The sequence below is a fragment of the Sorangium sp. So ce131 genome (genome assembly GCF_051519095.1).
Taxonomy (GTDB): Bacteria; Myxococcota_A; Polyangia; order Polyangiales; family Polyangiaceae; genus Sorangium.
The window spans coordinates 6130642-6157445 of sequence record NZ_CP150455.1; the positions used below are offsets into that span (position 1 = coordinate 6130642).

The following is a 26804-nucleotide window of genomic DNA, read 5'->3' on the forward strand; positions in this document are numbered from 1 at the left end:
CGGCGTCCCGCAGCGGGCGGCCGGCTGGCGTCGCCTCGCGGCGGGGCTAGAGGCGCGACGTAACAGGAGCGCGGCAGGGTGTCGAGCGCCGCCGTCCGCGCCGCACGCCCGCGACGTGTCCGGTGGAGGGCGTCGAGGGCGGCGGCGCCGCGCCGCGGCGAGGCCGTCCGCGCGCCCGGCCGGCTTCGCGGCGGCGCGCGACCATGGTACGCGCAGGGGAGCGACGTGAAATACGTCATCCTCACGCACGGCGGGGTCACCTCGCCGCAAAGCTACTCCGACGGCTGCGAAAGGGCCGCCGAGGACGCGGCCGGCCTGCTGGACGCGAGCGGAGAGGCGCTCGGGGCGGCGATCGCGGCGACCGCGCGCCTGGAGGACGACGCGCGGTTCAACGCCGGCACCGGCTCGAACCTCCGCCTCGACGGGCAGACGATCGAGATGGACGCCGCGGTGATGGCCAGCGACGGGCGATTCGGCGCGGTCGCCTGCATCGAGCGCGTGAGGAACCCCGTCCTCGTCGCGGCGAAGCTGCTGGAGACGCCGCACCTGCTCCTCGCCGGCGCCGGGGCGACCGCCTTCGCGCGCCGGCTCGGGTTCGCCGACCACGATCCGGCCACCGGCGAGGCGCGCGAGCGGCACGCCCGCGCGCTCGCCGCGCTGGGCGGCGGCGCGGGCGGCGACCACGCGAACGACGCGGCGCGGTTCCACGCGCTCACCGCGAAGCGGTTCTGGAACTTCGAGGCCGAGCCGATCGAGTGCGACACCGTCGGCGCCGTCGTGCGCGACACGCACGGCCGCTTCGCCGCGGCGGCGTCCACGGGCGGCTCGACCTACACGCTCCGCGGCCGCGTCGGCGACGTGCCGCTGATGGGCGCCGGCGTCTACGCGGGCCCGCACGGGGCCGTGGCGACGACCGGGCTCGGCGAGGAGATCGCGCGCCGCGCCCTCGCGCGCACCGTCTACGACTGGCTCGCCGACGGCGTCGCGCCCGCCCGCGCAGCGCAGCGCGGCGTCGCGATGTTCCCCGACGTGATCGCCGTCGGTGTGCTCGTCGTCGGGCGGACCGGCCAGGCGATCGCCTCGAACCGCAACATGGCAGCAGCGCAGATCGTGGGCTGAGGACCCGCACAACATGAGCAGCAGAGACCCTGACGCGGTCGTGGTGGGAGCGGGGCCGAACGGCCTCGTGGCGGCGGCGTACCTCGCCCGCGCGGGCTGCTCCGTGCTCGTGCTCGAGGCCGAGCAGGAGCCGGGCGGCGCCGTGCGCACGCGCGAGGTGACGCTGCCGGGGTTCCACCACGACCTAGGCGCCGCGTTCTTCCCCTTCGGGCAGACGAGCCCCGCGTTCTTGCCGCTCGATCTGCCGGGGGCGGGCCTCGTCTGGAAGCACGCGCCGATCGACAGCGCCCACCCGGCGCCCGACGGGACGTGCGCGTCGATCGCGCGCGACCTCGAGGCGAGCGCGAGGTCGCTCGGCGAGGACGGCCCGGCGTGGCGCCGGATCGCCGGCTGGCACGCGCGCACGCGCGAGCAGATGCTGGACGCGCTCCTGTCCACGCCGCCCGCGCTCGGCCAGATGCTCCGCTTCGGCCCGCTCAACCTGCTCCGCCTCGCGCAGGTGGCCCTCTCGAGCGGCCGCGGCTTCTCGACGCGCACCTTCCGGACCGAGGCGGCCCGCCGCGTGATCCCCGGGCTCGCCCTGCACACCGACGTGGGCCCTGACGACCCGTGCGGCGCGATCGTCGGCTTCATGCTCACCGTGCTCGCGTCGAGCGGCGGCTTCGCGGTGCCCGAGGGCGGCGCCGGCGCGATCACGCGCGCGCTGCTCCGGCGCGTCGAGGAGCGCGGCGGCCGCGTCCGCTGCGGCGCCCGGGTCGAGCAGATCGTCGTCCGGGAGGGGCGCGCGGCCGCGGTCCGGCTCGCGGGCGGCGAGGAGATCCGCGCCCGCCGCGCGGTCGTCGCGGACGTCGCGGCGCCGACGCTCTACCTCCGCCTGCTCGCGGAGGACCTCGTCCCTCTGCCGATCCAGCACGCGATGCGCCGGTTCCGCCAGGGGTTCGGCACCTTCAAGATGGACTGGGCGCTCGACGGCGACGTCCCCTGGTCGCACGAGGACGCCGCGCGCGCGGCGGTCGTACACGCGGGCGACAGCCTCGACGATCTCTCCGAGTTCACGCGGCAGGTGCGCGCCGGCGCGCTCCCCGAGCACCCTTACCTCGTGATCGGGCAGCAGTCGCTCGCCGATCCGACGCGCGCGCCGGCCGGGCGCCGCACGCTCTGGGCCTACTCGCGCGTCCCCTCCTCCATCGAGGGCGGCTGGGCCGCCGCGCGCGAGCGCTTCGCCGACCGCATCGAGGCGCGCATCGAGGAGCTCGCCCCCGGCTTCCGGCGGCGGATCCTGGCGCGCACGATCTGGGCGCCGGACGATCTCGAGGCCATGGACGCGAACCTCATCGGCGGCGACCTCGGCGGAGGCTCGGCCGACATCCGGCATCAGCTCTTCTTCCGGCCGGTGTTCCCCTACTACCGTTACCGAACGCCGGTCCGCGGCCTCTACCTGGGCTCGTCCTACGCGCACCCCGGCGCCGGGGTCCACGGCGCCTGCGGTCGCAACGCCGCGCTGGCGGTGCTCGAGGACGAGGGCGGCGCCGCGAGCGCCACCCCGCCGTGAGGGCTCAGGGCCGCTACTTCGACCGCGAGGGCGGGCCGTCCCGGTAGTCGGAGCGCTTCAGGCCTTGGCTGGCGATCTTCTCCTGCAGCGTGCGCAGCGGCATCCTGAGCCGCCGCGCCGCCATCGCCAGGTTGCCGTTGGTCGCGCGGAGCGCGTCGAGGATGATCTCGGCTTCCAGGCGATCCATCTGCGCCTTCAGCCCGATCGTCGGCGCGGATCCGGGCGGCGCCACCTCCACGACGGGCCGGTCCGGCGGGGGCGGCGTCGAGCGCTTGCGGGCCGCGAGGGCGTGGAGGCTCTCCGGCAGATCGAGCGGCGTGATGACGCTCCCCCGCGCGATGACGACGGCGCGCTCGATGGCGCTGCGCAGCTCGCGCACGTTGCCGGGCCAGGGGTACTGCTCGAGCAGCGCGAGCGTCTCCGGATCGAGCGAGCGCACGTTGCGCCGGTGGGCCTCGCTCGCCTGCTGGAGGAAGCGCTGCGCCAGCGGCCCGATGTCCTCCCGCCGCTCGCAGAGCGGGGGGATGCGCAGCGGCACCGCGTTCAGCCGGTAGAGCAGGTCCGCGCGGAACGCGCCCGCCTCGCACATCGCCTCGAGATCGCGGTGCGTGGTCGCGACGATCCGCACGTCGACCTCGATCGGCCTCGTCGACCCGACGCGGACCGTCCGGTGGGTGTCGAGCAGGTGCAGCAGCGCGGCCTGGCACGAGGGGGGCAGGTCGCCCACCTCGTCGAGCACCACCGTGCCGCCCGCGCAGGTCTCGAACACGCCCTCCTGCGCCTGGGTCGCGCCGGGGAAGGCGCCGGCCTCGTGGCCGAAGAGCGTGCTCTCCAGGAGCTGCGCGGGCATGCCGCTGCACCCGACGCGGATCATCGGCTTCCTGTGGCGCGGGCCGGCCTCGTGGATCAGCCGCGCGAGCACGTCCTTGCCCGTCCCCGTCTCGCCCTGGACCAGCACGGGCGCCGACGATCGCGCGAGGCGCATGGCGGTCTCGAGCACCGGCCGCATGGCGGGGCTGCGCATCACGAGCCCGTCGTCGTTGACCGCGCGCAGCCCGCCCGCCGGCGTCGGGCCGCCCATCGGGGAGCCGGCCTTCGGCAGCCTACCCGGGTCCATCGCGGCGCGCGAGGCGTCGAGCGCGTCGAAGTTGAGCACCGGCAGCTCGGCGCTCGCGATCACGCGGAGCGACGCCGTGATCTCGCCGAGCACCACCTCGTCGCCGGGCTTCAGGATGCCCTGCTCGACGCGCTGCCCACCCAGGAAGGTGCCGTTCGTGGAGCCGAGATCCTCGACGAGCACGTCGCCGCGCTGGAACGTGAAGCGCGCGTGGCGGCGCGACAGGCTGCGCTCGGGGATCGCGACGTCCGCGGAGGGATCCCGGCCGATGACGACGCCGACGCCCTCGTTGAGCCGCACCGTCTCGGCGCCCTGGCGGTGGTAGACGATGAGCAGCACGTGCGGCTGCGGCCCGCGCCCGCGGCTCAGCTCCCTCAGCGCATCCCGGACCTGCGACACGGCGATCGGGTCCGTCTCGCTCATGTGCGCCTCGCCCCGGTCCTCGTGCGCCGCTGGCCCCTCGGCCGGCGCGGGTCCCGGCGGGGCCGCAGCCTCCACGGGCGCGTCGCCCCCCGCGTGTCCTTCCTCAGGCGCGCCCGCGCCGCCGACGTCCGGCGGAGGTGGGCTCCTCGGAGCGGTCGGGCGCGAGTGATTCATGCGTTCTCTCTCATGCGTGCCCGAGGACCCGCCGGCCACCGGTGCCGGCCCGCGAGCCCTGCTCGCGCTCATCCTTTGACCCCATGACCATAAGCCGCCGGTAGGCCATCGCGCAAGGCGCGAGCGGCCCGCTCGCCGGCGGCCGCAGCGCGCCTCGTCCGCGCTGCGCGGCTCGCGCCGTTCGTGTCGTCAGCGTCTCAGGGCCGCAGCGACATCGTCGACGCGGCGGGCGCCTCGGCACGACAGCGCAGCATCCGCTCGATTTCCTTCCCGTTTCGCCTCAGAGGCGCGGCACCTCGCGCGCGCGCGCCGCCTCTTCAGCGCGGCAGTGCGCGCCGAAGCGCGAGCACGGGGCGTCCTCGAGCGGCGGGAGCTCCGCGTAGCCGCGGTGCGCGGCGATCTCGTTGAAGCAGCGCCCGAGCCAGCCCGGGATGACGAGCGCATAGGTGCGCGCGAGCCGCCTGGGATCGTCCAACGTGCGCAGCATCGCCTGGTAGGTGACCTCGCCGTACGTCGCCTTGAAGGCGGCCGCCTGCTCAGGGCGGGCCACCCAGGCCATGACGCCCGCGCGATCGGCTTCGGGGTGGAACTGGACCGCCTCGACGCCGGGCGCGACCTGCAGCCCGAGGATCGCCCGGCCCTTCGAGACGCCATCACGGCTCTCGAGGGCGAGGAGCTTGCCTCCGAGCGAACCCAGCCGGTGCCCATCGAGGTTCACCGCCTCCCAGTTGCGATGCTCGAACGCGAAGAGGCGATCGCCGAACGGGGCCAGCAGCGGGTGCTGCTGGCCCACCGGCGTGGTGTAGACGGGCATGACGCCGAACTTGCGGTCGGCGCGCGGCACGACGTCGGCCAGCCGGTAGTGATGGACGACGAGCTCGAACGAGTAGCAGATCGCGAACAGCGCGCGCCGGTCCGCTCCTCCCCGGATCGCCGACTCGACCACGCCGTCGACCAGGCGCCCGAAGTCGCGCGTCCAGGGCTCCCCCTCGCCGTCGAACGGAGAGCCAGGCCCCCCCGACGAGAGGTACAGATCACAGTCGGTAGGGATGGGGACATTGGTATCCCGGGGGGATACCTCCACGATCTCGCACAACACGCCTGGATTGTGCGTCTGGACACGTTCGAAGAACGTCGCGGCGATCCCGCGCAGGCAGCGCATCGCCTGATTCACATGGCCATTGTTCATGTCCACGATGCACAGGCGCAGCGGCCGAAGCGGCCGGCCGTTCGCGACGGCGCCCGCGCCGGCGGGCCCAGGTGGGATTGGAGTCGAGCTCATGAAGGCGGATCGAGTGCGGACGTAGAGGTCCGCGATTCCTCTCCATACCATCCCTCTCCCCCTGCGAAAAGGAAGGTTTCCTCGATCACAGGCCGCTCGTCGTCAAAAGTCCTTCCGCAGCCCCGCATTCCTGGGGATCCTGTGTGTGATGAAAAAACAGAATGCATCACCGCGTGATCCTCTGCCCTCTGCCCGCACGCGCCGCGACGTGCTGACGGGCTTGGGCGCTGCGCTCGGCGCCGCGACATTTGGATGCGGCGCCGTGGGGAGCGAGGCGGTGCACGAGGACGGCCCCCAGAACACCGGCACGTCCGGCGGGAGCGATGGATCCGGCGGGACGGGCGCGGGCGGAGGAACGGACGGCACCGGCGAGGCGGGCGGCGGCGGAGCGGGCGGCGCGGGCGGCGGCGCACAGATCGATCGATGTGCGCAGCCCAGCGATCTGAGCCCTGCAGAGCTGCTCGCGCCGATCAGCACCATCGTCGTCCTCTGCATGGAGAACCGCTCGTTCGATCACTACCTCGGCGCGCTGCGGCTGAAGGAGGGCAGGCAGCTCGACGGGCTCACGGGGATGGAGTGGAATGTCGCGCCGGACGGATCGCTGATCGCGCCCTTCCAGCTCGACAACTTCACGCCCGCCGACCCGCCGCACAGCTGGGACGCGGCCCACGCGCAGTGGAACCAGGGGCTGAACGACGGGTTCGTGACCGCCCACGCCGGGCCGGATCAGCGCGACGTGATGGGGTATCACGTGCGGGAACAGCTGCCGATCCTCTACGCGCTCGCGGACGTGTCGGCGGTCTGCGAGCGCTGGTTCAGCGCGGTGCTCGGCCCCACCTGGCCGAATAGGTTCTACCTGCACGGCGCCACGTCGCAGGGCGTCTCCAGCAACACGCCGCTCAGGAGCTTCACGAGCGTGTTCGAGCTGCTGAGCGACGCCGGGATCTCGAACAGGAACTACTACCACGACGTGCCGTGGTGCTCGGGCGCGTACTTCAAGTTCAAGGGCGTCTCCGGGATCGAGCGCTTCTTCGAGGACGCGGCCGCGGGGGTCCTGCCGGCCTTCTCCATCATCGACCCCCAGTTCTTCGGCGCCACCGCCAACGACGATCACCCGGACCACGACGTGCAGCTCGGGCAGGTGCTGCTCGCCAGCGTCTACAACGCGCTGGCGCGGAGCCCGCAGTGGGGCCAGTGCCTGCTCGTGGTCACGTACGACGAGCACGGCGGCTTCTTCGACCACGTCCCGCCGCCCGCGACCACGGACGATGATCCGCGGTTCGCCCAGCTCGGGTTCCGCGTCCCGTCGATCGTCGCGGGCCCGTTCGTCCGCCGCGGCTGCGCGGTGAGCACGGTGCTCGACCACGTGTCGATCGCACGCACGCTGGAGACGCGCTTCGGCATCCCCTCGCTGAACGCGCGCCAGCGCGGCACGAGCGACCTCTCGTGCTGCATCGACCCGGCGCTCCTCCGCGACCCGCAGGCGCCGATCCTCCTGCCGGAGGTCAACATCTCGCTGTCGCAGCTGCGCGCGCGGACGGAGGGCCGGATCTCCCAGCCCGAGCTGTGGGAGATGGCCGAGCGCGGGCTCATCCCGCGGCACCTCGATCGTCGCGGGGAGGGCCCGCAGATCGCGCGTCGGGTGCTCGCGCAGGCCGAGCGGCTCGGCGCGGCGAGGATCCGGGACTGATCCGCCGGCCGCCGGCCCCCTGGCGCAAGGTCGCCCGGCGGCGTGAGGTCTGATAGAAGCGCCGCCGTGCCGACCGACCCCGATCCGCGCGCCGCCGCGCACGCAGCGACCCCGCCGGCGCCCGCTGCCCCCAGCGCCGGCGCGCCGGCCGGAGCGAGCGCGCCCGCGGGAGCGAGCGCGCCGGCGGCCGGGTCGGAGGCGGCGCCGAGCGCGGCGCGGTCGTCGGCCATGGTCACCGCCGGGATCGTCCTCTCGCGGCTCGTGGGGCTCATCCGGCAGCGGGTGACGGCGCACTTCTTCGGCACGTCCGACATCGCCGACGTGCTCGCCGCGGCGTTCCGCGCGGGCAACATCACGCAGAACCTCCTCGGCGAAGGGACGCTGTCCGCCACGTTCATCCCGGTGTACGCGCGCCTCCGGGCGTCCGGCGACGCGCGCCGCGCGGCGCACTTCGCGCTCTCGGCGCTCGGGCTGCTGCTCGCCGCGGCCGCGGCCGCGTCGGCGCTCGGCGTGGCCGCGGCGCCGTGGCTGTCGTTCCTGATCGCCGCGGGCTTCGACGAGGAGAAGCTCGCCAGCACGACCCGGATCGTCCGGATCATCTTCCCGATGACCGGCCTGCTCGTGCTGTCGGCGTGGGGGCTCGGCGTGCTGAACGCGCACCGACGGTTCTTCCTGCCCTACGCCGCGCCGGTCGCGTGGAGCGCCGCGCAGATCGCGGGGCTGCTCGCGTGCGGGGCGTGGCTCGGGATGCGCGGCGAGCCGCTCGCCGAGGCCCTCGCGTGGAGCGCGTTCGGCGGCGCCGCGCTGCAGCTCGCGCTGCTCTTGCCCTCGGCGCGCTCGCTGCTCGGCGGGCTCCGGCCGCGCTTCGACGCGCGCGCGCCGAGCGTCCGCGAGGCCGGCGCGAAGCTGCCGGCGGCGCTGCTCGGGCGCGGGATCATCCAGGTCTCCGGGCTCGTCGACACGCTGCTCGTGAGCTTCCTCGGCGCCGGCGCGAACGCGGCGTTCAACTACGCGCAGACGATCTACCTCCTGCCGATGAGCGTCCTCGGCGTCGGCGAGGCCGCGGTCGCCTTGCCCGAGATGGCGCGCGACACGGCGGAGGCGGACGTCGCGCGCCGCAACGAGGCGCTGTCGCGGCGCCTCGGGGCGTCGCTCGCGCGGATCACGGTGCTGACCGTGCCGACCACGGCCGTGTTCATGGTGCTCGGGCGGGAGCTCATCACGCTGCTGCTCCAGACCGGGACGTTCGATCGCGCGTCGACGGCGCGGGTCGAGCCCCTCGTGTGCGCCTACGGGCTCGCCTTGCTCGGGAACGCCTCGGGGCGCGTGCTGATCACCACCTCGTTCGCGCTGGGGGACACGAGGACCCCGGCGCGCTACGCGGCCTACCGGGTGCTCGTCAGCACCGGCCTCGCGCTCCTCCTGATGCAGCGGCTCGACGTGCTGGGCGTGGTGCTCGGCGCCGTCGCCGCCGGATGGGTCGAGGCCATCGCCCTCGCGCGCCGCGTGCGGCGCGAGATCGGCGGCCTCGGGCTCGATCAGATCCGGATCGGCCGCGTCGCCGCGCTCACGGCGGCCTCCGTCGGCGCCGGCGTGGCGATGAGGGCGGCGCTGCCGGACGCGCTCGCCGCGACGCCCTGGGGCGCAGCGCTCGTCCTGTCGGCGTGCGGCGGCGCCTTCGCCGTCGCGGCGCCCGCCCTGGGGCTCTTCAGCCTGAGGTCCCTCCTGCGCAGGAGGTGACCGCGGGCGGCGCGGCGCCCGCGGGATCCCCCGCCTGCGCGCGGTGCCAGGCGACGTAACGCTCGACGAACTCTCGCTGCGTCCGGCGCAGCGCGACGCGCGGGCGCAGCCGCGTGAGAAGGGCGACCGCCTCGTCGACCCCGAGGCCGCCGCGGGTCGAGAGGTAGCAGAGCGCAAGCGCGACGCTCCTCCCCACGCCGCTCGCGCAGTGGACGTGGACGCGATGGCCGGCGCGGAGGTGGCGCTCGAGGAACGCCACGCCGCGCGCGGCCTCCTCGAGCGTCGGGGAGCACATGTCCCAGCAAGGGACGCGCAGGTACTCGACGCCGGCCGCGCGCAGCGCGAGCACCGGGTCGTAGAGCTCGCGGGACACGTTGACCACGGCACGGACGCCGAGGCGGCGGAGCTCCGCGACGTCGCCCGGGAGCAGGAACCCGCCGACGAGCAGGCTCGGGCTCACCCACGTACGCCAGGGGTGGCGCGGCCGGAGCGACGCGGCGGCGCGGCGCGCCGCCAGGAAAGCGTAGAAAACGACGGCGTACGGCGCGATCAGGAGCCACACGAGCGCGGGGCGAAGGCGCACGCGCCTCTCATGGCGCCGGCGCGGGCGCGGCGCCAGCGGCCGGGCGGCGCCCTCGCGAGCGCCGCGCCGCGAGCGCCGCGCCGCGAGCGCCGCGCCGCGAGCGCCGCGCGCGCGACGCCGTCGAACTTGGCCCGCGCCGTGAGGATCGGGCATCCGTCCACCGATGCCGCCCGCCTCCACGCCGACCGAGCTGCTCCGGTCGGCCATGACCCCGGCCCTCCGCGCGCCGCTCTCCGGCGCGCCGCGACGCCACCCTCCTCGCCGCGCGGAGGCGTGCGCCGGCGGGAGCGCGGTCGTCGGCCTGCTCGCGGCGCTGGCCGCGCCCGGGTGCAACGCGGCGGGCGCGACGGTCGAGCTGTCCAGGGAGCAGGCCAGGGACGAGGGCGCGCTCGAGGTCCCCGCGCTGCCTGCGGACGGCCCCAAGCTGGTCGCGCTGCGCGCAGGGACGCCCGTGCTCGCGCGCCCGCAGGCGGGCGCGCGCAGGCTGGGCGAGCTCTTTCCCGGGGCCGCCGTCGTCCGATCGTCGGAGCCGTACGGCCGCGCCGGGTGCCCGGGGGGCTGGTACGCGATCCGCCCTCGGGGCTTCGTCTGCGCAGGCGACGGCGCGACGCTGCAGAGCGAGGTGCTCTCGGTGTTGCCGTCGCCGCCGGACCTCTCGCGGCCGCTCCCCTACCGCTACGGGCGCGCTCGGACCCAGGGGACCCCCGCGTACGTCGGGGTGCCGGGCCGCGAGGAGCTGCGGCACGCCGAGCCGGATCTCGACCGCCACCTCGACCGCGTGCAGCGCGCCGACGCGCAGCTCGGCGCGTCGGCCAACGACGTCCCGCTGGACGCGCGCGGCGTCGCCGCCGGCCCGCCGGTGCTGCTGCCGGGCGGGGACGGCATCGGCGCGGATGGGCGGAGGACCGAGTCAGGCTACTTCGTGTTTCCCGTCGCCGACGCGCTCGCGCCGCTCGCGCCGCTCGCCGTGCTGGGCGTCGAGCTCGGCGCAAAGGACGCCGCGCGCGTGGACCTGCGCGCCGCGCTCAAGACGTCGGCGCTGCGCAAGGGCAGCGGCGTCGCGATCACGCGCGCCGTCACCGCGGGAGAGGCCGACGGCCGCAGGTTCGGCGTGACGCCGGACGGCCGGCTCATCCCGACCGACCGGCTGCAAGCCGCGCTCGGATCGCCGTGGCACGGCCTGGATCTCGAGAAGATCGGGCTGCCTGTCGCGTTCATCCATCGCCACGACGTCTCCACGTGGTCGCTCGGCCGCGGCAAGGCGACGCGCAACGAGGAGGAGCTCGACCGGCACACGGGGGTGCCGCTCACGGGCAAGTTCAGGACGGTGGACGGCGTCCGCTTCGAGGAGGCGCGCGACGGCTACTGGCTCCGCGCGCAGGATCTCATGGTCGTCGTGCGCCGCACCAAGCTCCCCGAGTTCGCCAAGGGATCGCAGCGATGGCTCGACGTCAGCCTGGCCAACCAGACGCTGACGGCCTACGAGGGCCAGAAGCCGATCTACGCCACGCTGATCTCGTCCGGCCGCGATCAGCTCCGCGACCCCGAGTCGAGCGCGTCCACCGCGCGCGGCACCTTCCGCGTGCGGAGCAAGCACGTGACGCGCGCCATCGATCCCCGCGAGGTCGCCGACGGCTTCGACATCGCCGACGCCCCCTGGGTGATGGACTTCGCGCCCGGCCACGCGCTCACCGGCATGTACTGGGGCGCCGGCGTCGGCGAAGCGCAAGGCTTCCACGACATCGCGCTGACGCCCATCGACGCGCGGCGCCTGTTCCTGTGGGCGGAGCCGCAGGTCCCGGAGGGCTGGCACGTCGTGTACGGCGACGACGACAGCGGGACCATCGTCCACGTCCGACCTTGAAGCTCGGCCAAGATCGCTGGGCTCCTGGACGGAGCCCAGCGATGTACTGCCACCATTGCTGGTGCCGAAGGAGGGAATCGAACCCCCGACCCGGCGCGTATGAAACGCCTGCTCTAGCCGACTGAGCTACTTCGGCAGAAGTGAGGGCGGACTAGTACCGCCCTGGTCTCACGTTGTCAAGCGATGTCCTACGCATTGCAGCGGCGGGTCGACAAGGGGCGTCATCGAGGGCCACAAGCGCTCTGATTTCCCTCATCCACCTGATTCGCCCGATTGCCCCCGTCGCGCCGCGGGATGCCGCGGCAGGACCGCCGGGTTCCTTGCCTCGAAGGGCATCGACCAGCGGAAGCTCTCTCCGAGCTCGGGGGGCACCGGCGGGTACGGCGCGCCGCGCAGCACCGCGCGCCGGCAGTTCTCGTCGAACTCGGGGATGCCGCTCGGGCGCGTGATCGACGCGCTCGCCACGGTCCCGTCCGCGCGGATCACGAAGGTCACGATCACGGTGCCCTGGAGCCCTTCGCCCGCGGCCCACTTGGGGAACGCGTTGGCCCACAGCGGGTCGAGCTTGGCCATGACCTGCCGCATGTAGAGGCTGCGCCGGCGATCGCGCGGGTCGTTGTCCAGCAGCCGGCCGCGCCCCGAGCCGAGCGCGCTCGAGCGCGACCCCGGGCCCACCGCGCCGCCCGAGCCGGTCGCGCCCGGCCCTGCCTCTCCTCCCGGACCGGGCCCGCGCGCGCCCCCGGCGGAGCTGGCGTGGACGAGCGACTGGATCGCCGTGGCCACCTCCTGCTCGCTGTCCACCGTGTCGTTCGGGCGCCCCGCGACGTCGGCGGGGACGGCGGGCGTGCCCACCGCGACCATCGGCCGCGCCAGCGGGACCGCCGCGCTGTCGCGGTGGTCCTCGCCCGGCCGGCCGTCGCGCACGCCCAGCCCCGCGGACGCGCGCTCGCCGCCCTCCACGGCCCCGCCGGCGGCGCGCGGGCTCGCGCCCCGGGGCAGCGGCGGCGCGGCGGCGCTGGGCGCCTCGTCCGCGCGCTCCACGCCCGCGGGTCGCGCCGCCGCGCCGAGCGCGCTCCCGAGGCGCGCGGGCGCGCCGCCGTCGCGCGCCCCGACCGAGGGGTCGCGCTCGGCCGGCTTGCGCCGCTCGGCCCGGCTGCCGGCGCGGCCGCCCGCGAGGAACGTGAGCTCCATCGGCTCCCGGCTGGCGCGCCAGTCCTCGCGCGAGGCGCGCTGCGACGCCGACCGGATGCGCTGGATCTGGCTCCTGTCGAGGCGCGAGCGGACCTCCGGGGACAGGAAGGTCCCGTCGTCCCTGTCCGCGAGGTTCAGCGCGGGCAGCTCGGCGGCGTCCGTGCCGCCGCGCCCGCGCGCGCCGGTGTCGGGCCGCGCCGCGCCCTCCCCTCCCCCTCGATCCAGGCTCGTGGGCCGCTCCGGCGCGAGCGCGGCCGCCGTGTCGACCGTGCCGTCCGAGACCACCGGCAGCTCGATCTCGATCGGCGCGTTCGGGGCGGCCGGCGCGCCGATGCTCCGCGCGAGCGCCACCTCCCGCGCGGAGAGCGAGCTCGCGACGGCGAGCGCGCCTGCGCCGACGAGCCCTGCGTGGGCCGCGACGGAGAGCGCCCACGCGGAGGCGATCCGGCGGCCGTCGCGTGACCCCTGCGCCATCGTCCTGTCACTATGCCTCGAAACGCGCGGAGCGCGAGCGCGGAGCCGCCGGCCGCCGAGGCGCACCTCAGCGGCCGGCCGCGGAGGCTCGCCTCAGCCGGCGGACGCGGCGGCGTTCGGGAGCCGCAGCCGCCTGCGGGTGTTCTCGGCGGTGCGCGCGGCCAGCGCCTCGAAGGGCTCGCCCCGGAGCCCCGCGATGAAGCGCGTCGTGTGCAGCACGTGCGCCGGCTCGCACCGCTTCCCGCGGAGCGGCACCGGCGCGAGGTAGGGGCTGTCCGTCTCGACGAGGATCCGGTCCCCCGGCGCCGACGCGGCGACCTCCTGGATGGCCCGCGCGCTCTTGAAGGTCACGATCCCCGAGAACGAGAGGTCGAAGTCGAGCGCGAGCGCCCTCTCGGCGAACGCGCGGTCCTCGGAGAAGCAGTGGATGATCCCCCCGACCTCGCTCGCCCCCGCGCGCTCCAGGATCTCGAGCGTGTCGCCGGGGGCCTCGCGCGTGTGGATGACGATCGGCTTCTTCACCCTGCGCGCGAGCGCGACCAGGTCGCCGAAGACGCGCTGCTGGGTGTCCCACGGCGAGTGCATGTAGTGGTAGTCGAGGCCGATCTCGCCGACGGCCACGACCTCGGGGCGGCGCGCGAGCTCCTCGAGCTCGGCGAGCATGCGATCGTCGACGGCGGCGGCGTCGTGCGGGTGGACGCCGACCGCGGCGTGCACGTCGGGGCGCCGCGCCGCGAGCTCAACGGCGAAGCGCGCCGCGGAGAGATCGGCGTCGACGCCGACGACCACGAACGCGCCCACGCCGGCGGCGCGCGCGCGGTCGAGGACGGCGTCCGCGCCCTCCCGGAAGTGGTGCGGATCGACGTGGCAGTGCGAGTCGATGAGCATGCTTCGGCTCAGGTGACGAGCTCCGCGAACCGCGCGCGGAGCAGGGCGCTCGCGGCGTCGAGCGCGCAGCGGTCGCAGTAGCCCATGCCGTGCAGCCGCTCGAGCGCGCGCGTCGCGTTCCGGCGCTCCTCCTCGCGCAGCTCGCCCCAGCCCTTCTCGGGCTTGCCGTCGCCCTGCGCGTCGCGCAGGAGCGCGACGAGGTCGCGGACGAGCAGCGCCACGCCCTTGCGCCGCTCCGTGAACACCGCCTCGCGCAGCTTGCGGATCTGCTGCGGGAACACGACCGCGTTCACGATCTTCTGGCCGGGGTGATCGATCGCCCACGCCGCGATCGTCGAGATCAGGCCGCGCCGGTGGTCGTCGTGCTTCGTGCGGATCCCGAGCAGCGCCTCGACCTCGCGCATCATGCGCTCGTCCGGGTTCTCGAAATCGCCGGTGTGGGGGTTCCGGATCTTCTCCCCCTTCACCCAGACGCCCACGTGGGAGATGTACCGGTCGAAGAGCTCGGCGTAGCGGGTCTCGTCGACGAGGCCGCTGGCGGTCCGCATCTCCTCCTCGATCGTGTCGAGGAGGCGCGTGCGCACGACCTCCCGGAAGAGCCGGTGGTCGTGGTAGCCGCCCGCGAGCTGCTTCTCCTTGAGCCAGTCGTACTCCGACTGCCGCTTGCAGAGCGCGTCGAGCTCCGAGAGGACGGCGAACGGCGAGAGGCAGCCGTGGTCCTCGCTCTGCGCCGCGTCGAGCAGGAGCGTCCGCACCTCGCGCGGCGAGACGCCGAGCCGCCCCTCGAAGTCCACCGACGCGTCGCTCTCGTGGTAGATGGCCTCGATGCCCGCGCGCAGCACCTTCTGCGCCTCCGGGTCGAACCGCTCGGGCGCCGTGCCCGTCGCGAACAGCTCCATCTTCTCGACCGCGGTGAGGCTCGAGACGAGCGGCGCGAGCGCGTCCGGGTACCGCTTCGCCTCCGGCTGCCGCATCCGGGTGAGCACGGCGAACTGCGCGGCGACGCGCGTCGCGTGCGGGGCGACGTGGCGGGTCACGAACGGGACGATCTGCCCGTCGTAGATCGCCTGCTCGTCGACGTAGCTCCGGAGGTACGGCGCGCGCAGGAGCTCGAAGCGCCCGCGGAAGCTCGGGAACTCCGGGTGCTCCCGGAAGGCGTTGAGGTGCACGTCGTTGGCGCTGCCGACCATCACGACGTTGGTCTGCACCGTCTGCTGCGGCAGGCTCACCTCGCCGGTCTCCAGCGTGAGCTGGAGGTAGCGGAAGGCGTCGATCGGGCGCTTCAGGAGATCGCTGAACTCGAGCACGCCGCCGGCCGCCTCGATGAGCTCCCCGTGCGCCTCGAAGAGCGTCGTCGCCTGGAGCGAGGTCGGGAGCGAGGCGAGCGAGCGATCCGCCGTGATCTGCCGCTCCCCGGCGTCGACCGAGAGCTCCGGCCCGATCGTGACGGCGCCGACGCGGTAGCGCCGCGAGATGAAGTACCGCTCGACCTGCACGTGCCGCAGCGTCTCGACGAGCGATCCGCCGCTCGCCACGAGCAGCGCCTCGAAGACCTGCTGGTTCTTGTGGGACAGCTTGCCGCTCATCAGCCACTCGGGCGGCGGCTCCGCGGCCCCGGCGGCCTCGTAGAGCTTGAGCACGAGCGCCCGCCGCTCGCGCACCGGGAGCAGGAAGAGCGGGTGGTCCCTGAGCTCGATCACGAGGCGCGCGTCGATCTGATCGTCGGCGAGGTGGGCGTAGCTGGTCCCGTCGGCGGCGCTCGCCTTCGTGTCGCCGCCGAAGCCGATCGATCCGCGCATCGTCTTGCGGCTCGGGAACACCCAGTGGAAGCGGTAGACCGCGCCCTCGTCGAGGGTCGAGTAGTGCTCCAGGGCGCGCAGCATGCAGGCGGCGAGCGTGCTCTTCGCCGAGCCGTTCGGGCCGTGCATCAGCACGAGCCGGTTCGCCCTGCCCTCGCGCACGAAGTTGCAGAGCACCCGGTAGACCTCCGCCTGGAGCTCCTCGTGGCCGATCAGCGGGAAGTCCCGGCCGCGGTAGGACCCCGCGCCGGGCTGCGCCGATCCGGCCGCGGGGTCCTCCCACGGCAGATCGAACAGCTGGAAGCGGGTCAGCTCCCCCCAGGGCTTCTTCACCGTCCGCGTGCCGAAATGATCGAACATGTCGCGGACGTAGCGGGCCGCGTCGCGCCCGAAGCGGACGGGGTTGGAGGCGAAGAGCTCCAGGTACTGCTGGAAGGAGAGGACCCGCTGCTCCTCGCCGAAGCGTCGGGACATCGCCGAAGCGATGACGTCGAGCTCGGAGAGCGCGCTTCGCGCCCGCTCCGCTGCGCTGCCTTGGACTGTCTGGCTGGGGCCGACCTCGCCGGGCTGGCCCCCCCGGCGACCGGAGGTGTCGTTGTTCACGTGAGGCCGAGTTTACCGCTCGGGTTACTGCACGTCGATGGCCGCCTCGAGCTCCTGCTTCTGCATCAAGCAGTTCGCGGCGCTACAGATGCTGAAGGAGAGCACGCCCGCCACCTTCGTCTTGCCCTTCTTGGCCGCGACGAACGGGACCTTGAGGACGCCCTTGTTCTCCTCGAACACCCCGTCTTCGCGCTTGAGCAGGGGCTTCGGGTACGAGACGCCCTCGGCGGCCGCCTCGGCGACCTTGAACTTGATCGGGTACTTGTCGTTGATGTGGTAGTCGCCCTTCGACAGGAGCGACACCTCCACGACGCCCTCCTGACCGGCCTTGTACGTCCCCGTCGTCTTCATCTCGAGGGTGTAGACCGCATCTTCGACCTTCGACTTTCCGCCCTGCTGGGGAGCTGGTGCGGGGGCGTCGGCTGCGGCGCCGCGCACGGTCGCTGCTTCGCTCTGGCTGCAGCCAGCGCCGAGGAGGCCGAGCCCGGCGAGTGCGACCACGCACGTCGCGGCGGAAGAGAGCTTGCGGGTCCGAGTTGAAGGCTGAGTGCTCATAGTCAATTCAAATAACACACGGGCGGCGTCCGCGCGAACGCGCGACGTCCGCGCGCGACGGCGGGGTCCGCGCGCGACGGCGGGGTCCGCGCGCGACGGCGGGTTGCCGCGGCGCGCTGGAATGGGCCCGCGCGCGCCCTCAGCGCGCGAGCAGCAGGGCGACGAGCGCACAGATCACCACCGCGGCGCCTGCGGCCGCGGGGACGACCCACCGCGGCAGGCGCTGGGGCACGCCCATCACGATGTCCTCGGCGAACGCCTCGGCGCCGACCGGCGAGGGCTCGGCGGGCGCGACGGCCGCGGCAGCGGGCGCGACGGCCGCGGCAGCGGGCGCGACGGCCGCGGCGAGGCCCCGGTAGTCCGCCGCCGGGCGGACGACGCCCGCGCTCCCGGCGGCGTGCTGCGGGTGGCCGACGATGGCCTGCATCCCCGCGCGGATCTTCGCGGCGAGCTCCTGCTGCGGCGTGTACGCCCAGTCGCGGTGGGAGCCCGCGAGCCCGTACGCCTGGCCCACGCGATCGGCCAGCAGGCCGACGGAGGGGAGGCGCGCCTCCGGATCCTTCATGAACGCCGCCTCCATCACCGGATCGAGCGACGCGGGCACCCCGTACGCCTTGCCCGCCTCGCTCGGACGCGCCGGGTCCTTGCCCAGGATGGCCACGAGGATCATCGGGCCGGTCGGCGCGCTGAACGGCACCCGCCCCGTGACGCACTCGAAGACGATCGCCGCGAGCGACCAGACGTCGGCCCGATGGTCGAGCGTCAGGAGCCCCTGCGCCTGCTCGGGGGACATGTAGAAGGGCGACCCGATCGTCGTGCCGACGACGGTCAGCTTCTTCGCGCCCTCGCTGTTGTCGCGCACGCTGCCGAAGTCGAGGATCTTCACCCGGTCGCCGTCGTGGGTGCCGACGAGGAAGATGTTGTCCGGCTTGAGATCGCGGTGGACGACCTTCCGCTCGTGGGCCTCTGCGAGGCCGAGCGCGAGCTGCGACAACATCCGCACGAGGCGCTCCGGCGGCAGCACCTTGTCGCGCTTCAGGACCGTCCGCAGCTCCTCGCCCTCGAGGTACTCCATCACGAGCGCGAAGCTCTGGTCCTCGGTGCTCTCGAACGCGAGCACCTCGACGATGTGCTCGTGGGGCAGCGAGGCGCTCACCTCGAACTCGCGGCGAAACCGCTCGAGGCTCACCTCGTCGAGCGCGACCTCGGGGTGGAGGATCTTGAGCGCGACGCTGCGGCCGGCCTGACGATCGAGCGCCTGGTAGACGCGCCCCATGCCCCCGTCCGCGACGATGCGCCAGACCAGGTACCGCCCGCCGCAGAGCGTCGCGCCGACGCGCTGGTCATCCGGGTGCTTCGGCGGCGTCGCCTCGGCGACCGGGACGAGGCGCTGGCCGTCGATCGGGCAGAAGCCGCTGTCGTTCGAGAAAAGCCTGTAGCAGGCGGCGCAGGTCTTCAAGCCGCACCCGGGGCTCAGGTGCGGGACGGATCCGCGGGCGGCGCGCTGCCGGCCGCGGGCTCCGGCGGCATGTAGTAGAGGATCCGGGCGCAGTGCGGGCAGCGCTCGAACTCCTCCTGACGGCGCATCTTCTGGAACATCATCGGGGGCACGGAGAGGTGGCAGCCGAGGCAGGTGCCGTCGTACGTGCGGGCGATCGCGACGGGCCTGCGCTGGCGGATCGACTCGTAGCGGCGGTACAGCACGACCGGCAGCTTGCTGACCACCTGCTGCCGCGCCTCGGCGCGCTGGGCGCGCTCGATGTCGAGCGCCGCCAGCGACGCCTGCGTCCCCGGCGCGCTGCCGTCGATGGCCCCCGAGAGGCCCACGCGCTTCGCCTCGGCCTGCTCGATCGCCGCGCGCGCGCCCTCGGCGGCCGAGTTCAGGCGCTCGATCTCTTCCTCGCGATCCCGGTGCAGCTTGCGCAGCTCCTCGATCTCGCGCTGCGCCGCGTTCGACTCGCGCTCGTTCCGCGAGCGCTGCAGCTTCTCCCGCGAGCGCTCGATCTGGTTCGACATCTGGCGGAGCTCGATGGAGAGCTCGGAGCGGGTCTTCTCCATCGCTGCCAGGGTCTCCCGATCGCCCTTCAGCCGCTCCTCTAGCCGCTGCAGCTCGGACCGCATCCCTTCCAGGCTGCCGCGTTGTTTGTCGAGCTGCTCATCGATGCGGCGGATGTCGCTGTCGATGGCCGACAGCTCTTCGAGGAATGCGATCTGCTCGCGGATGCTCACGTGCTTCCTTGTCTCCTGCAGTTTCGTGGCTTTCGTGGGCCCACCTGGACTCGAACCAGGAACAGCCCGGTTATGAGCCGGGGGCTCTGACCGATTGAGCTATAGGCCCTGACACCGAAGGCGAAACCCCGTCCGGGTCCGCCCACTTTCGCACCGGCCGACAACGTAGTCCAAGCGGCGCGCGGTTGGAAGGCCTTCACGGCCCCTGCCGCCCGCCCGGATCGGCCATCGGGCTGCGGCGCGGGATGCGCACGCTCCGGTCGGCGGGGGCCACGGCCTTGGCCCCGTCGAGCGCGTCGGCGCAGCACCGGAAGCCGACCTGGTAGAAGCGGAACCACCGGTTGTGCGTCGACGTGACGGGGCGGCACCTCGAGCGGATCGGCCCCCAGTAGCCCCCCTTCAGCGTCGAGCGGAACGGCTTGTCGTCCAGCTTTCCGAGCTCGTTGTTCACCCACTCGTCGACGTTGCCGGTCATGTCGCGCACGCCGAAGGGGCTCACGCACCGGTGCATCTCCCCGGAAGCGACCCGGCGGTCCAGCCGCTCGACCTCCGCGGAGATCTTCCACGGATCGCCGAACGTCTCGAGCACGGGCGTCGCGATCTTCCGGTCGATGTTGCAGGCGCCAGGATCCCGAGCAATTCCATAGGGATAGGGCCACATCTGCGGGCCCTCGCAGGCGAACTCCCACTCCTCGACGGTGCAGAGCCGCTTGCCCTCGACCTCGCAGGCGCGCTTCGCCTCCAGCCAGTTGACCATCACCGCCGGGCGGACGCCCTCGATGTTCGGGTACTCGAAGACGTCGATGCAGAAGCGCCGGCGCTGGAGGCGCCCCTCGCAGAGCACCTCGGGCTCGAACCGCGCGCAGACGTCCTTCTCCTCGTCGATGTACGCGGCGCAGTGGTGCCCGACGTAGGGGCAGTAGATGCCGTCGACGAGCACCATCCCCCCGAGGCACGCCGCGGCGCTCGCCGGGTTGACGCGCACGTACGCGGGCGGCGGCGGGGGCGCCGCGGGGGCGGGCGCCGGGGGCGGCCGCGGGGGCTCCGGCGCGGGGGGCGGCGCCGCGCTCGCCGGCGGCCCCGCGCTCGCCGCCGCCGCCTCGGCCGCCCGCCGCCGGTAGCGGGGCGCGAAGAGCATCGCGCTCACCAGCGCGGCGACGACGAGGGCGGCGATGAAGGCGAGGCGCTCGCGCATGTCAGTCGTACACGCTGTCCTTCTCGCGGTCGCGCTCGATGAACGGCCGCGGCGGCGGCGTGTGGACGCCGTCGACCGTGTCGGCGCAGCAGCGGAAGCCGGCCTGGTAGAACTTGAACGTCGGCCCGTGCCCGTCGGTCGTGAGGCGGCACGTGTTGCGCACGGGCCCCCAGTAGCCCCCGTTGAGCGTGGCCGGGCGCGCGGTGGACGGATCGTCGGCGAGGTTGTCGGTCCACTCGTCGACGTTGCCGGAGAGATCGTACGCCCCGTAGGCGCTGATGCAGTCCGGGTGCGACCCGATCGGATCGGCCTGCCAGAGCCGGGCGACCTCGGCCTCGCGCGTGTCCTCGTCCATCATCGCGTCCAGATCGAACGCGATCGCGGCGCGATCGATGTTGCAGGGGCTGGGCGTGCGCATGAACCCCCAAGGATACGGCAGGCGCTTCGGCCCCTCGCAAGCGAGGATCCACTCGGAGCGCCGGCAGAGCCGCTTGCCGGCCGAGGCGCAGAGCGCCTTCGCCTCGAACCAGTTGACGAAGACGCGCGGGAGCTCGCCCACCCGGTTCGGCCACTCGTGGCGGTCGACGCAGAAGCGCCGGTAATCCGTGGGCTCGAGGCAGCGGGCGCCGCGCGCGTACTCGGGGCAGCCGTGGCCGGTCCCCTTCTCGGCGGCGCGCGCGCAGATGTAGGGGATCGACGGGCAGAAGTCGCCCTCCACGAGCGTCATGTCGTCCGGGCACGCGGCGCGCGCCACGGGGTCGTCCGCGAAGCGGTCGACGACCGGAGCCGCGGAGGCCCGCGGGCCCGCGCCGCCCGGGACCTCCGGCCCGGGGCGCGGATCCGGCCCGGGCGCGGCCGCCTCGCCCGGGCCCGCGGGCGCGCTGGGTGTCGCCAGCGCGTCGGTCGGCGCCGCCGGTTCTGCCGGCGCCGCCGGGTCCGCCGGCTGCGGCGCGGCGGGGGTGGCAGCGGGTGTGGCGGGGCGCCCTGACCCCGGCGGCGGCATGAGCAGCGCGCCCACCTCGGGCGCGTACCGCGCGCCGAGCGCGACCAGGCCCAGCGCTGCGCCAGCGCCGATCGCCATCAGGACACTCCCCGTACGCGCTTCCACGTCACCCTGCGCGCCCCGTCATAGTCCAGCTGGCAGCGCAGCGACGTGAGAAGAATTTCAGGACATCCGGAACGCCATGCCCGGCGCGCCGCGGCGAGCGGCGATGCCCCCGCGGCGAGCGGCGATGCCCCGCGGCGAGCGGCGATGCCCCCGCGGCGAGCGGCGGTGCCCCCGCGGCGAGCGGCGGTGCCCCCGCGGCGAGCGGCGGTGCCGAGCGGACGCGCCGGGCGCGCGGCGCGCGCGCAGGAGCGCCGCCACGCCCGCTTCCGTGTGTGATAGCTCTCCGGTTCCCCCTATGGATCGACTGGTCGTTCGAGGCGCTCGGCAGCACAACCTCAAGAACGTCAGCGTGTCGCTTCCGCGCGACCGCCTGGTGGTGATCACGGGCCCGAGCGGCTCGGGAAAGTCGTCCCTGGCGTTCGACACCATCTACGCGGAGGGGCAGCGCCGCTACGTCGAGTCGCTCTCCGCCTACGCGCGGCAGTTCCTCGAGCAGCTGTCCAAGCCCGACGTCGAGTCGATCGAGGGCCTCTCGCCCGCGATCGCGATCGAGCAGCGGGCGCTCGCGAAGAGCCCGCGCTCGACGGTCGGCACCGTGACCGAGATCTCGGACTACCTGCGCCTGCTCTTCGCGCGGGTCGGCACCCCGCACTGTCCCGCGTGCGGCAAGCGGATCGAGGCCCAGACCGTGCAGCAGATCGTCGACCGGATCCTCGATCTCGGGGACAAGACGCGGGCCACGATCATGGCGCCCATCGCGCGGGGCCGCCGCGGCGAGCTGAAGCTGGACATCGAGCGGCTGCGCCGCGAGGGCTTCGTGCGCGCGCGCATCGACGGCGAGGTCGTCGACCTCGGCGACGAGATCGTCCTCGATCGCACGCGCGCGCACGACCTCGACGTGGTCGTCGACCGCATCGTGGTCAAGGAGGGCATCAAGGGCAGGCTCACCGACTCCGTCGAGCTCGCCCTCAAGCTCGGCGAGGGCCGGCTGCTCGTCGACATCTCGAGCGAGGGGATGAAGATCGAGCCGCTCTGGATGAGCGAGCGCTTCGCGTGCATCGACTGCGGCATCTCCCTGCCGCCGATCGAGCCGCGGATGTTCTCGTTCAACGGCCCGCACGGCGCCTGCCCGGCCTGCGACGGCATCGGCGCGCGGACGCGCATCGATCCGGATCGCGTGGTCCCCGATACGCGGCGGACGCTCCGCGAGGGCGCCGTGGTCGCCTGGGGGCGCCGCGGATCACTCGCGCTCGCCACGGAGACGGACCGGGCGGTCAGCGCGCTCGGCTGCGACCCGGACGTGCCGTGGGCGAAGCTGCCGGCCTCCGTGCGGCAGGCGATCCTCGAGGGCAGCGAGCCCGGCGGCGGGCGGGGGAAGAAGCGGGCGGCCTACGAGGGCATCATCCCGCGGCTCGAGCGCCTGCTCAGCAGCGGCGAGCCCGCCCTCTCCGACGAGGAGGAGGCCGACCCCGAGGAGGACAGCGCCGTCCTCTCCGACGAGATCGGCCGCTTCGTCATCACGCGGGTCTGCGACGCCTGCGACGGCAAGCGCCTGCGCCCGGAGGCGCTCGCGGTGCGGCTCGGCGACCGCAACATCGCCGACGTCGGCACCCTGCCGCTGCGCACGCTGCGCGTCTTCCTCGAGAGCCTCATGCCGCCCCAGGACGGGGCGCCGCGCCCCTCCGGCGACGCCGCCGCCGGCCAGGCCCCGGCGGACAGCGCGCTCGCGCCGCGCGAGCGCGCGATCGCGGAGCCGCTGCTCCGGGCGGTGATCGCCCGCCTCGGGTTCCTCATCGACGTCGGCCTCGACTACCTCACGCTGGATCGCTCGGCGCAGACCCTCTCCGGCGGCGAGGGGCAGCGCATCCGGCTCGCGACGCAGATCGGGGCCGCGCTCGTCGGCGTGCTCTACGTCCTCGACGAGCCCTCGGTCGGCCTGCACGCGCGCGACAACACGCGCCTGCTCGAGGCGCTACGGCGGCTCGTGGACCTCGGCAACACCGTGGTCGTCGTCGAGCACGACCGCGACGCCATCCTCGCGGCCGACCACGTCGTGGACATGGGCCCCGGCGCGGGCGTGCACGGCGGCCACGTCGTGGCGCAGGGGACCCCGGAGGAGCTCAGCGCGAACCCCGCGTCGATCACGGGCCCGTACCTCAGCGGCAAGAAGCAGCTGGCGATCCCCACGAAGCGCCGGCGCCCCGACGGGCGCTCCATCCGCGTGGCCGGGGCGCGCGCCCACAACCTCCGCAACGTGACCGCCGAGATCCCCGTCGGCCTGTTCTGCACGGTCACGGGCGTGTCCGGCTCCGGCAAGTCGAGCCTCATCGTCGACACGCTGCTGCCGGCCGCGAAGAGCGAGCTCTACCGGAGCTCCGCCCCGATCGGCGCCTGCGACGGGGTCGAGGGCCTCTCGCACATCGACAAGGTGATCTCGATCGATCAGGCCCCGATCGGGCGCACCCCGCGCTCGAACCCGGCGACGTACACGGGCGTCTTCGGGCTGCTCCGCGAGCTCTACGCGGGCCTGCCGGAGGCGAGGACGCGCGGGTACAAGGCGGGCCGCTTCTCGTTCAACGTGAAGGGCGGCCGCTGCGAGGCCTGCCAGGGCGACGGCGTGCTCCGCATCGAGATGCACTTCCTCCCCGACATCTTCGTGACGTGCGAGACGTGCGGGGGCCGCCGGTACAACCGCGAGACGCTCGAGGTGCTCTACCGCGGGATGTCGATCGCCGACGCGCTCGACCTCACGGTCGAGCAGGCGATCGAGCAGTTCGAGGCGCTCCCCCGTGTGCGGGAGCGGCTCGCCGCGCTCGCGCGGGTCGGCCTCGGCTACATCACGCTGGGCCAGCCGGCGACGACCCTCTCGGGCGGCGAGGCGCAGCGCGTGAAGCTCGCGCGCGAGCTCGCGCGCAAGGCCACGGGCCGCACGCTCTACGTGCTCGACGAGCCGACGACGGGCCTGCACTTCTCGGACATCGAGGTGCTCACCGCGAGCCTCATGAGCCTGCGCGACGCCGGGAACACCGTCCTCGTCATCGAGCATAACCTCGACGTCATCGCTTGCAGCGACTGGGTGATCGATCTCGGCCCCGACGGCGGCGAGCGCGGCGGGACGATCGTGGCGGCGGGCACCCCGGAGGACGTGGCGCAGGAGGAGGCGTCGTTCACCGGCGCCTACCTGCGCGAGGTGCTCGCGGCGGCCAAGCGCCGCGGCCCGCAGGCGCCGCGCGGCCGCGCTTCAACGCGCAAATAGCACCCGCAAATAGCAGCACGGGCGTGGGCCCGCCCGGTCCACGCGGGGTGGACTCGCGGCGGGCGCGCACGCCCGACGACGCGGAGGCACCGCCCGCGCCGGGAGGCCCCCGCCCCGGGAGGCCTCCCCGCGCAGCGCGGCGTCAGCCGTAGTCCTTCTCGACCCGCTCCTGGTCCTCTTTGCAGCGGATGCAGAGGGTCGTCTCGGGGCGCGCCTCCAGGCGCTTCACCGAGATCTCCTCCTCACACTCCTCGCACTTGCCGAACGAGCCGTCCTCGATCTTGACCAGCGCCTTCTGGATCTTGTCGAGGAACGACTTCTCGCGGCCCCGGAGGCGGAACGTGAACGACTGGAGGTACTCGCTCGACGCGAGATCCATCTCGTCCGGGAGATCGTTCGCGTCGAGCATCATGTCCTCGGTCAGCGTCTGCTTCGCCTTCTTGACGATCTCGTCGCGCTTCGTCTCAAGCAGGGTCTTGAACTTCTTCAGCTGGGCCTTGTTCATAGGTCCTCTCGCGTCGAATGCGCCGTCCGGCGCTGCCGTCTGAGCTCCCCTGGCGCATGCAAGCCGCGGGTCGCTGCTCCCCTGCTGCGGAACGGGGCGAACGCCTCCGCGACATGTCCGGAAGGCCAGATATTCCCCCCGGAAAATGCGAGGCGCGGGATTCTAGTGGTGGGCATCGCCCCGGTCAACGACGCCCCGCCCATGGCAGAGATTGCCCGCGTCCGCGCCGTCTTCGTCGTCTTCGCCCGTCCTCGCCCGTCTTCGCCCGTTCTCGCCGCTCCCGCAGCGCGGCCGCGACGGCTCGCGCGCTGCGGCATCGATGTCGGGAGAGGTTGGAAAGCGTCTGCAGGCAGTCCCCGAGCGGCCGGAAGAAGCGGCCGTTCCCTCCCCGAAAAGGCATGCTCATGCAAGAGCACGCCAGAAATGAGAGGCAGCGGACGGTTTGACGAAAGACAGCTCACGTGGAACAAATTTATCCTAGATTGCTGGATTTCGATCAGAACCGAACCCCTGTCCGACCCCGCGATGCCGCCACGGTGATCGTGCTCCGTGACGGCCGCGCTGGGCTCGAGGTGTTCTGCGTCCGGCGCCACGCGAGCTCGAGCTTCCTGGGCGGCGCCGTGGTGTTCCCTGGTGGGAAAGTGGATGCGCAGGACGGCGCGGAGGTCTGGGCGGATCGGGCGACCGAGCCCCCGGCGCGCGCGCGCGCCGGGGCGTTCGCGGCCGACGCGGCGGCGGCGCGGGCGCTGTGCGTGGCGGCGTGCCGCGAGACGCTGGAAGAAGGGGCGATCGTGCCGGTGGATCGGCCGCTGTCCGGGGACGAGGTCGACGCCGTGGCGCGGGAGCTCGCCGCCGGGGCGCCGCTCAATGAGGTCCTCGGGCGACGTGGCCTGAAGCTCGCCCTCTCGGCGCTCGTCCCGTGGGCGCGATGGATCACGCCGGAGGCCGAGCCGCGCCGCTTCGACGCGCGCTTCTTCCTGCTGCCGCTGCCGCCCGGCCAGGTGGGGCGGCACGACGGGCACGAGACGACGATGAGCCTCTGGGCCGCGCCGCGCGAGGTGCTGGAGCGCGCCGCGGGTGGCGAGTTCTTTCTCGCGCCGCCGACGGCGCGCACGCTCGAGCTCCTCGCCGCGGCCGCGGACGTGCGCAGCGCCGTGGCGCTGGCGGAACGCCAGACGCTCGCGCCGATCTGCCCGCGCTTCGTCCCGGGCGACGGCGCCGAGCCGCCCTACCTCGCGCTGCCGGGCGACCCCGCGCACGAGCTCCGCGAGCGGCGCGTGGCGGGTCCGACCCGTTATGTCCTGCGCGACGGGCGCTTCATCGCCGAAGAGCCCTGCGCGCGTGGATCCCCGATCCACATCGAACAGGAACGAGACCCCGGATCCACGACCAGCTTCGACGTCCCCCGGACGAACGCCCCCTCCGCGCCGGCGACGCCAGATCTCGAGGAGTGAGCC

The 26804-nt window shown here is 73.8% G+C and carries 19 protein-coding genes and 2 tRNA genes; 7 read left to right on the top strand and 14 right to left on the bottom strand.

Annotated elements, in window-relative coordinates:
- Positions 1-225: 225 nt before the first annotated feature.
- Together WMF43_RS22275 and WMF43_RS22280 are read left to right on the top strand one after the other, a co-directional pair.
- A complete protein-coding gene (locus tag WMF43_RS22275) occupies positions 226-1119 on the top strand; it encodes an isoaspartyl peptidase/L-asparaginase (RefSeq protein WP_437683143.1) in 894 nt (297 codons plus the stop codon).
- A gap of 13 nt (positions 1120-1132) precedes the next feature.
- Entirely contained in the window at positions 1133-2671 is a 1539-nt protein-coding gene (locus tag WMF43_RS22280; protein WP_437683144.1) for a phytoene desaturase family protein, read from the top strand.
- Positions 2672-2684: 13 nt separating this feature from the next.
- On the opposite strand, the gene WMF43_RS22285 is transcribed toward WMF43_RS22280, so the two are convergent.
- Both WMF43_RS22285 and WMF43_RS22290 read right to left on the bottom strand, forming a co-directional pair.
- Positions 2685-4211 (bottom strand): sigma 54-interacting transcriptional regulator, encoded by a 1527-nt coding sequence (locus tag WMF43_RS22285; RefSeq protein WP_437683145.1) that lies wholly within the window; start codon positions 4209-4211, stop codon positions 2685-2687.
- Positions 4212-4665: 454 nt separating this feature from the next.
- The gene (locus WMF43_RS22290) at positions 4666-5574 is read right to left on the bottom strand and encodes a hypothetical protein (protein WP_437683146.1); all 909 of its coding nucleotides are present in this window, start codon (positions 5572-5574) and stop codon (positions 4666-4668) included.
- A 355-nt stretch (positions 5575-5929) separates the two neighbouring features.
- On the opposite strand from WMF43_RS22290, the gene WMF43_RS22295 reads away from it, so the two are divergent.
- Positions 5930-7357, top strand: coding sequence for an alkaline phosphatase family protein (locus WMF43_RS22295; protein ID WP_437683147.1), 1428 nt, complete (start codon positions 5930-5932; stop codon positions 7355-7357).
- Between the two features lie 66 nt (positions 7358-7423).
- Positions 7424-9097, top strand: a complete 1674-nt coding sequence (murJ, locus tag WMF43_RS22300; protein WP_437683148.1) for a murein biosynthesis integral membrane protein MurJ — start codon at positions 7424-7426, stop codon at positions 9095-9097.
- On the opposite strand, the gene WMF43_RS22305 is transcribed toward murJ, so the two are convergent.
- The gene (locus tag WMF43_RS22305) at positions 9066-9680 is read right to left on the bottom strand and encodes a protein-tyrosine phosphatase family protein (protein ID WP_437683149.1); all 615 of its coding nucleotides are present in this window, start codon (positions 9678-9680) and stop codon (positions 9066-9068) included. The two genes, murJ and WMF43_RS22305, sit on opposite strands and share 32 nt — an antisense overlap.
- A 163-nt stretch (positions 9681-9843) precedes the next feature.
- Here WMF43_RS22305 and WMF43_RS22310 point away from each other — a divergent pair, with 163 nt between their 5' ends.
- Positions 9844-11544 carry a L,D-transpeptidase gene (locus WMF43_RS22310; RefSeq protein WP_437683150.1) on the top strand — a complete coding sequence of 567 codons (1701 nt, stop codon included), beginning with the start codon at positions 9844-9846 and terminating at the stop codon, positions 11542-11544.
- Positions 11545-11603: 59 nt separating this feature from the next.
- Here WMF43_RS22310 and WMF43_RS22315 read toward each other — a convergent pair.
- From WMF43_RS22315 to WMF43_RS22360, 10 genes are all read right to left on the bottom strand, one after another.
- Positions 11604-11680: transfer RNA gene (locus tag WMF43_RS22315), tRNA-Met, on the bottom strand.
- A gap of 116 nt (positions 11681-11796) precedes the next feature.
- Positions 11797-13209: a TonB family protein gene (locus WMF43_RS22320; protein ID WP_437683151.1), complete on the bottom strand. Its 1413-nt coding sequence runs from the start codon at positions 13207-13209 to the stop codon at positions 11797-11799.
- A gap of 93 nt (positions 13210-13302) precedes the next feature.
- Positions 13303-14097 (bottom strand): TatD family hydrolase, encoded by a 795-nt coding sequence (locus WMF43_RS22325; RefSeq protein WP_437683152.1) that lies wholly within the window; start codon positions 14095-14097, stop codon positions 13303-13305.
- 8 nt (positions 14098-14105) lie between these two features.
- A complete protein-coding gene (locus WMF43_RS22330) occupies positions 14106-16370 on the bottom strand; it encodes a PrkA family serine protein kinase (RefSeq protein ID WP_437683153.1) in 2265 nt (754 codons plus the stop codon).
- 153 nt (positions 16371-16523) lie between these two features.
- Entirely contained in the window at positions 16524-17000 is a 477-nt protein-coding gene (locus WMF43_RS22335) for a hypothetical protein (protein ID WP_437683154.1), read from the bottom strand.
- Positions 17001-17193: 193 nt separating this feature from the next.
- Positions 17194-18513 (bottom strand): serine/threonine-protein kinase, encoded by a 1320-nt coding sequence (locus tag WMF43_RS22340; RefSeq protein ID WP_437683155.1) that lies wholly within the window; start codon positions 18511-18513, stop codon positions 17194-17196.
- A 14-nt stretch (positions 18514-18527) separates the two neighbouring features.
- Positions 18528-19283 carry a zinc ribbon domain-containing protein gene (locus WMF43_RS22345; protein ID WP_437683156.1) on the bottom strand — a complete coding sequence of 252 codons (756 nt, stop codon included), beginning with the start codon at positions 19281-19283 and terminating at the stop codon, positions 18528-18530.
- 35 nt (positions 19284-19318) lie between these two features.
- Positions 19319-19392: transfer RNA gene (locus tag WMF43_RS22350), tRNA-Ile, on the bottom strand.
- Between the two features lie 87 nt (positions 19393-19479).
- Positions 19480-20478: a formylglycine-generating enzyme family protein gene (locus WMF43_RS22355; protein ID WP_437683157.1), complete on the bottom strand. Its 999-nt coding sequence runs from the start codon at positions 20476-20478 to the stop codon at positions 19480-19482.
- Position 20479: 1 nt separating this feature from the next.
- Complete coding sequence (locus WMF43_RS22360) at positions 20480-21559, bottom strand: formylglycine-generating enzyme family protein (RefSeq protein ID WP_437683158.1); 1080 nt, start codon at positions 21557-21559, stop codon at positions 20480-20482.
- Between the two features lie 322 nt (positions 21560-21881).
- Between WMF43_RS22360 and uvrA the strand changes: the two genes are divergently transcribed.
- Positions 21882-24842, top strand: coding sequence for an excinuclease ABC subunit UvrA (gene uvrA, locus WMF43_RS22365; RefSeq protein ID WP_437683159.1), 2961 nt, complete (start codon positions 21882-21884; stop codon positions 24840-24842).
- 142 nt (positions 24843-24984) lie between these two features.
- Here uvrA and WMF43_RS22370 read toward each other — a convergent pair whose 3' ends face one another.
- Entirely contained in the window at positions 24985-25347 is a 363-nt protein-coding gene (locus WMF43_RS22370) for a TraR/DksA family transcriptional regulator (protein WP_437683160.1), read from the bottom strand.
- Positions 25348-25883: 536 nt separating this feature from the next.
- On the opposite strand from WMF43_RS22370, the gene WMF43_RS22375 reads away from it, so the two are divergent.
- Positions 25884-26801 carry an NUDIX hydrolase gene (locus tag WMF43_RS22375; protein WP_437683161.1) on the top strand — a complete coding sequence of 306 codons (918 nt, stop codon included), beginning with the start codon at positions 25884-25886 and terminating at the stop codon, positions 26799-26801.
- Positions 26802-26804 lie beyond the last annotated feature (3 nt).